Origin of the sequence: Micromonospora sp. II (assembly GCF_001709195.1) — a bacterium.
Lineage (GTDB): Bacteria > Actinomycetota > Actinomycetes > Mycobacteriales > Micromonosporaceae > Micromonospora > Micromonospora chalcea.
In genome coordinates this window covers 154,516-161,074 of record NZ_LYXF01000008.1, presented here as the reverse complement: position 1 = coordinate 161,074, position 6,559 = coordinate 154,516, and the positions used below count along the sequence as shown (strand labels likewise).

The following is a 6,559-nucleotide window of genomic DNA, read 5'->3' as shown; positions in this document are numbered from 1 at the left end:
CACCGACGCCCAGCAGGCCAAACTCGCCTGGATCGCCAAGACCCACCCCCGCCTGCACCGGGCCTGGGCGTTGAAAGAAGGCCTCCGACTGGTGTTCACCCTGGCCAAGACCAGCCCGACAGCCGCAGTCGAGGCCCTCGACCGATGGATCGGGTGGGCCCGCCGCAGCCGCATCGACATCTTCATCGACCTACAACGACGCGTCACCCGTCACCGCGACCAGATCATCGCCGCCATCACCCATGGCCTGTCCAACGGCCGCATCGAGTCCGTCAACGCCAAGATCCGCCTCATCACCCGCATGGCCTTCGGCTTCCACTCATCCGAAGCCCTCATTGCCATGGCCATGCTCAGCCTCGGCGGCCACCGACCCGAACTACCCCGCCCATGAACACCCGACCCACACATCCGTCACAAGACCCATAATTATGACTCTCAGGTATATCGCTCACTAGGGGATGCCGTCTCAGCCGCCAGCACGGTCCGGACCGGATGTCAAGCCGCGACGGACATGCCGCGCGGACCGGCGCCCGGACCCGGAATCAGCGGGCGCCGACCAGCTCCGGGGCCGGGGCGGGCGGCGGCTCCACCGCCGGGGCGACGACCGTACGGCGGCGCATGAAGCGTGGCGCCCACCAGTTCGCGTCACCCAGCAGCGTCATCACCGAGGGCAGCACGACCGCCCGGATGATCGTGGCGTCCAGCAGGATCGCCGCCGCCAGGCCGATGCCGAGCTGCTTGAAGTCGATCATGCTGAGCGTGGCGAAGATGGAGAACACCGCCACCATCACCACCGCCGCGCTGGTCACCACCCCGGCCGAGGAGGTGATGCCGTGCGCCACCGCCTCCCGGTTGGGCATGCCCCGGTCGATCGCCTCACGGATCCGGCTGACCACGAAGACGTGGTAGTCCATCGACAAGCCGAAGAGGACCACGAACAGGAACAGCGGCAGCCAGGTGACGATCGCGTCCATCGAGGTGAAGCCGAGGAGCCCTTCCGCCCAGGTGCTCTGGAAGACCAGCACCAGCAGCCCGTACGCGGCCCCGGCGGAGAGCAGGTTCAGCAGGATCGAGGTCAGCGCCACCACCACCGACCGGAACGTCCACGCCATCACCAGGAACGTCAGCGCCAGCACGAACGCGGCGACGATCGGCAGCTTCGCCCAGATGTGGGCGGCGTAGTCCTCGCTGGCGGCCACGCCGCCGCCGACCGCGTACTCCACGCCCGGGATGCCGCCGAGCGTGGCCGGCACCAGGTCCTCGCGCAGCTCGTGCAGCGACCGGGACGCCTCGTCGGAGCGGCTGGCGTGCGGCGTGGCCACCTCCAGCACCGACACCCGCCGGTCCGCCGACACCTGGATCTCCGGGCCGTCCCCCTCGGCCGGCGCGAAGAGCGGGTCCGTGGCGGTCCGGCCGGCCAGGTCGGTGAGCGCGGCCCGTACCCGGTCGGCCTGCTCGGCGGGCGCCCGCACGGCGACCGTGTGGCTGGTGCCGTTGCTCGGGAACGCCGCGGTGAGCCGGTCGTACGCCTGCATGGCGGCGGTGGTGCGCGGCACGTCCTCCGGGCCGGGGAACTTCAGCTTCATGCCGAGCGCGGGCGCGGCCAGCGCGAGCAGCAGCGCCACCGAGATCAGCAGCGTCGCCACCGGCGCGCGCAGCGCCGGCTTGAGCACCGCCGGCCAGAACCGGGGCCGGGCCGACTGACCGGTGCGCGGCGCGGTGAGGCGCCACAGCAGCGGCACCCGCGGCCGGTCCACCCAGCGGCCCAGCTTCGCCAGCAGCGCCGGCAGCACTGTGAGCGAGCCGATCACCGCGACCGCCACCACCAGGATCGAGCCGACGGCCAGCGAGGAGAAGATCGCGTCCTGGGCGAGCAGCAGACCGCCCATCGAGATGATCACGGCGGTGCCGGAGACCACCACGGCGTGCCCGGAGGTCTCCGCCGCGATCTCCACCGCGTCCAGACCGGAGCGGCCCTTCGCTCGTTCCTCCCGCTCCCGCCGCACGTAGAACAGCGAGTAGTCGACGCCGACCGCCATACCGATCAGCAGGATGACGCTGGCGGTGGTGTCGGTGGCCGGCACCAGGTGCGAGGCGAGCGTGGAGAGGCCCATCGCGGCCGCCACCGAGGAGAGTGCCAGCAGCACCGGCACACCGGCGGCGATCAGCGCGCCGAACGCGATGATCAGGATGGCCAGCGTCACCGGCAGGCTGAGCAGCTCGGCGCGCTTGAAGTCCTTGCCGAGCGTGTCGTCGAGCGCCTTGTCGATCGACGGGCCGCCGACCTGCTCCACCCGCAGCTGCGGGTGCGCGTCCTGCACCTTCGCGGTGGTGTCCCGCAGCGGCTGCACCCGGTCCCCGGCGGTGCCCGGGTCGCCCGACATGGTGATCGGCACCAGCAGCGCGCTGCCGTCGCGCGACGGCATCGGCGTACCGATCGACGCCACGCCGTCGACCTGCCGCAGCCGGTCGGCCGCGTCCTGCGCGGCGGCCTTCGCCGCGGTCTGGTCGAGCGAACCCGAGCGGGCGGTGATCAGCACGTTCTCGGTCGCCGGCCGGTCGAACCCGCCACTGTCGACGATCAGCTGTGCCCGTCCGAACTCGCCGATCGCCTGATCCTCGTCGGTCGCCTCGTTCAGCCCGGCGGCGCTGCCGCCCACGAAACACACCGCCACGAAGACCACCCACAACGCGATCGCGCGCCACGGATGCTCCGCACTCCACCGTGCCAGCCGCACGGTCACCGGTCGCCTGCCCATGTTCCGGGTTCCACCCTCCTGATGCCGGCCCTGCGCCGACCCAGATGACGCTAGGCAGCAGGCGGGGCCCCGGCATCGGGGAACGGCCCCCGCTCGTCCCCGATCCGGCGGGCGCGGTCCGCGCGGCCGGAACCGGCCGCACGGACCGGGCGGAAAAGGGCATCTCCGGGTACGCTCCGGCGCGTCTCCGGGGACCGTCGGGCGATGCACACCGGCGCAACCCCGAATCGGCTCGGGGTCAACCCCGGAGGGTGCCCCGGGGCCGCGGCTGGCATCGCGGGCAGCTGTAGGAGGACCGGTTCATGAACGCCTCCCGCCGGATCGGCGCGCCGCAGCGCGGGCAGGGTTCGGCCTCCCGGCCGTAGGCGTTCAGCGACCTGTCGAAGTAGCCGCTCTCGCCGTTGACGTTCACGTACAGCTCGTCGAAGCTGGTGCCGCCCTGCTTGATCGCCTCGGCGAGCACGTCCCGGACGTGCCCGAGCAGCCGCAGCGCGGCCGGGCGGGTGAGCGCGTCGGCCGGGCGGGCGCCGTGCAGCTTCGCCCGCCACAGTGCCTCGTCGGCGTAGATGTTGCCCACCCCGGAGATCAGCGTCTGGTCGAGCAGCGCGCGTTTGATCTCCGTACGCTTGCGGCGCAGCGCCGCCACGAACGCCTCGTCGGAGAACTCCGGGTCCATCGGGTCGCGGGCGATGTGCGCGATCTCGGCCGGCAGCTCCGCCCCGCCTTCGGAGACGGACAGCCCGCCGAACGTGCGCTGGTCGACGAAGCGCAGCTCCGGCCCGTCGTCGGCGAACCGGAACCGGACCCGCAGGTGCAGCTCGTCGGCCGCGCCGGCCGGCTGCAACAGCAACTGGCCGGACATGCCGAGGTGGCCGATCACCGCGTCACCGCTGTCCAGCGGCAGCCAGAGGTACTTGCCGCGGCGGCGTACGCCGGTGATCGTCCGCCCGGCGAGCACGTCGGCGAAGTGCGCGCTGCCCGGCGCGTGCCGGCGTACCGCCCGGGGGTGGCGCACCTCGACGGCGGCGATCCGCCGGCCGATCACCCACTGGGCCAGTCCCACCCGGACGGTCTCGACCTCGGGCAGCTCAGGCACGGCCGGCGCCCGCCTCGACGTCCGCCGTCTCGTCCTGCCCCGCCGTCTCGTCCCCCGCCGCCTCGGCCTCGGCCCGCTCGGTGATCATCCGCCAGGCCGACTCGGCGGCGCGCTGCTCGGCTTCCTTCTTGCTGCGCCCCTCCGCGCCGCCGTAGCGGTTGCCGGCGACCACCACCCAGGCGGTGAACGTCTTCAGGTGGTCCGGTCCGGTGCCCTCGATCCGGTACTCCGGCACGCCGAGCCCCAGCGCCGCGGTCAGCTCCTGGAGGCTGGTCTTCCAGTCCAGCGCCGCGCCCCGGCCCGCCGATTCGGCCATCAGCGGGTCGAAGAGCCGGTGGATCACGATGGCCGCGGTGTCCAGGCCGTACTGGAGGTAGATCGCGCCCAGCAGCGCCTCCAGCGTGTCGGCCAGGATGCTCGCCTTGTCCCGCCCGCCGGTGGCCTCCTCGCCCTTGCCCAGCAGCAGGTACGCGCCCAGCCCGTCCGGGCCCAGGCCACGCGCCACGTCGGCGAGCGCCCGCATGTTGACGACGCTGGCGCGCAGCTTCGCCAGCTGACCCTCGGGCAGGTCGGGGTGGTTGTGGAACAGCGCAGTGGTGATCACCACGCCGAGCACCGAGTCGCCCAGGAACTCCAGCCGCTCGTTCGTGGGCAGGCCGCCGTTCTCGTACGCGTACGAGCGGTGGGTCAGCGCGCGTTCCAGCAGTTCCGGGTCGAGCGACACTCCGAAGGCCGCCTCCAGGTGGCCGACGGGAGCACGCCGCCGCTTGTCGTTGGTCATGGTGCTACCTCGGTGTCGTGTCGGTCAGGTGCGGGTTCGTGCGCAACGTCGGCGAGCAGGGCGCGGACCGTTCCGGCGGCGTCGCGGCGCCACAGGTGAGCGGCCAGGGCGATGCCCGAGGCGACGTCCTCGGAGCCGGCCGCGCCGTGGCACACGACCACGGTGCCGCCCACCCCCAGCAGGGCGGCGGCGCGGGGCGCGCCGCCGCCGGGCGGAGGGCCACCGGCCATCGCGTACGCGCCCTCGATGGCCTTCAGCAGGACGTTGCCGGTGAAGCCGTCGGTCACCACCACGTCGGCGCGGGCGCCGAGGGAGATGTCGTACCCCTCGACCAGGCCGACGTAGCGCGCGTCACAGGGCAGCGCCAGGGCGGCGATCGCGGGATCGGTGTGGCGGCGCAGCCGGTCGCCCTTGCCGGTCTCGTGCCCGACGGAGAGCAACCCGACGCGGGGCGCGGTGACGGAGTGCGCCACTGCCGCGTAGGCGGCGCCCAGGACGGCGTGCCGGGTCAGCGTGGCGGGGCCGGGTTCGAGCGTGCCGCCCACGTCCAGCAGCACCACGGGCCCCTCGACGGCGGGCAGCGTGGCGACGAGCGCGGGGCGGCGTATCCCGGTCCAGCGGCCGAGGCCGAGCGCGGCGGCGGTGACTGTGGCGCCGGTCGAGCCGGCGGAGACCACGGCGTCGGCGAGGCCGTCGCGGACGGCCTGCACGGCCGTGCGTACCGTGCTCTCGCCGCGGGCGGCGGTGGGATGGTCGGCCATGCCGACGGCGGTCCGCACCGGGCGGACCGTGACCCGGGCTCGCTGCGCCGGGTCGAGCGCACCGATCAGCTCGCCGGCCACCTCGATCGGGCCGACGAGCATCAGGTGCAGGGCGGGATCAGTGCGTACCGCTCGCAGAGCGCCGTCAACCACGACGGCGGGAGCATCGTCCCCGCCGAGGAGGTCGACGGCGATCCGCGCGGTGCCCGGCTCCGCCGGCCCGCCGGCCGGGGGCCGGTCGGCGGTGGAGGGAGCCGGGGCACCGGGCGTGAGCCTTGGTGCGCGCGTCACCCGACCGGTGGTCGGGGACGTCACTCGGCGTCCGCGTCAGACCTCGAGGACCTGACGGCCGTTGTAGGTGCCGCAGACGGAGCAGGCGGCGTGCGGCAGCTTGGCCGACTTGCACTGCGGGCAGGCCACGGTCGCCACCGCCGAGGCCTTCCAGTTCGCCCGGCGGGCGCGGGTGTTGCTGCGCGACATCTTGCGCTTGGGGACGGCCACGGTTCTTACTCCTCTGTACGGGTCAGTTGCGTCAGGCTCGCCCAACGCGGGTCGACCTGCTGATGGCTGTGATCGGCCGGCAGATCGTCCCAGTGCACCCCGCAGTCGGGGCACAGGCCTGGGCAGTCCTCCCGGCAGAGCGGGTTCGTCGGCAGCGCCAGCACCACCGCGTCCCGCAACGCCGGCTCCAGGTCGATCAGATCGCCCTGCATCCGGCCCACCTCGTCCTCATCGGTCGTGTCGTCCGTGGTGCTGTTCTCGTACGCGTACAGCTCCTGGATCGTCACGGCCAACGATTCGTCGATCTCGCGCAGGCAGCGGCCGCACTCGCCCTTGACGGGACCGGTGACGGTCCCGGAGACGAGCACGCCCTCGGACACCGACTCCAACCTCAGGTCGAGGTCGAGGTCCGCGCCCTCCGGCACACTGATCAACTCCACGCCGAGGTCCGCCGGTGCCGGCACGACCCGCTTGTGCGTACGCAACGCGCCAGGTCGGCGCGGCAGTTCCCTCGTGTCGAGGACCAGCGGCGACCTGGGGTCGAGTGTGCTTGGCGAGTGTTTGGGCATAGTCAGACTCCGGCCGATGAGAGGCCGACAAAGAAGGTTACCTGCCTGGCGGCGGACCGTCGAACCGGGGGCGGACCTCCGGCTCGGCGGCA

Annotated in this window: 7 protein-coding genes; 1 reads left to right on the top strand and 6 read right to left on the bottom strand. The window is 72.9% G+C overall.

Annotation, left to right across the window (positions count from 1 at the left end; genetic code table 11):
• The coding region (locus A8711_RS05650) for a transposase (protein WP_141707645.1) at positions 1-391 on the top strand (391 nt) is incomplete at its 5' end.
• 151 nt (positions 392-542) lie between these two features.
• On the opposite strand, the gene A8711_RS05645 is transcribed toward A8711_RS05650, so the two are convergent.
• The 6 genes from A8711_RS05645 to A8711_RS05620 all read right to left on the bottom strand — a co-directional run bounded on the left by A8711_RS05645 (position 543) and on the right by A8711_RS05620 (position 6,467).
• A complete protein-coding gene (locus A8711_RS05645; RefSeq protein ID WP_043325938.1) occupies positions 543-2,759 on the bottom strand; it encodes an MMPL family transporter in 2,217 nt (738 codons plus the stop codon).
• A gap of 238 nt (positions 2,760-2,997) precedes the next feature.
• A complete protein-coding gene (mutM, locus tag A8711_RS05640; protein ID WP_043325939.1) occupies positions 2,998-3,855 on the bottom strand; it encodes a bifunctional DNA-formamidopyrimidine glycosylase/DNA-(apurinic or apyrimidinic site) lyase in 858 nt (285 codons plus the stop codon).
• Complete coding sequence (gene rnc / locus A8711_RS05635; RefSeq protein ID WP_043325941.1) at positions 3,848-4,636, bottom strand: ribonuclease III; 789 nt, start codon at positions 4,634-4,636, stop codon at positions 3,848-3,850. Before rnc ends, mutM begins: the two co-directional genes overlap by 8 nt.
• Positions 4,633-5,592, bottom strand: coding sequence for a phosphate acyltransferase PlsX (locus A8711_RS05630; protein WP_176722757.1), 960 nt, complete (start codon positions 5,590-5,592; stop codon positions 4,633-4,635). The genes rnc and A8711_RS05630 overlap by 4 nt, the downstream gene beginning before the upstream one ends.
• 132 nt (positions 5,593-5,724) lie before the next feature.
• The gene (gene rpmF / locus A8711_RS05625; protein ID WP_030500827.1) at positions 5,725-5,898 is read right to left on the bottom strand and encodes a 50S ribosomal protein L32; all 174 of its coding nucleotides are present in this window, start codon (positions 5,896-5,898) and stop codon (positions 5,725-5,727) included.
• Between the two features lie 5 nt (positions 5,899-5,903).
• Positions 5,904-6,467, bottom strand: coding sequence for a DUF177 domain-containing protein (locus tag A8711_RS05620; protein WP_043325942.1), 564 nt, complete (start codon positions 6,465-6,467; stop codon positions 5,904-5,906).
• Positions 6,468-6,559 lie beyond the last annotated feature (92 nt).

What these genes read in the sequence shown, in the direction of transcription:
- A8711_RS05620 (WP_043325942.1), bottom strand. Translation starts at nt 6,467, where the DNA reads ATGCCCAAACACTCGCCAAGCACACTCGACCCCAGGTCGCCGCTGGTC.
- A8711_RS05645 (WP_043325938.1), bottom strand. Translation starts at nt 2,759, where the DNA reads ATGGGCAGGCGACCGGTGACCGTGCGGCTGGCACGGTGGAGTGCGGAG.
- rnc (WP_043325941.1), bottom strand. Translation starts at nt 4,636, where the DNA reads ATGACCAACGACAAGCGGCGGCGTGCTCCCGTCGGCCACCTGGAGGCG.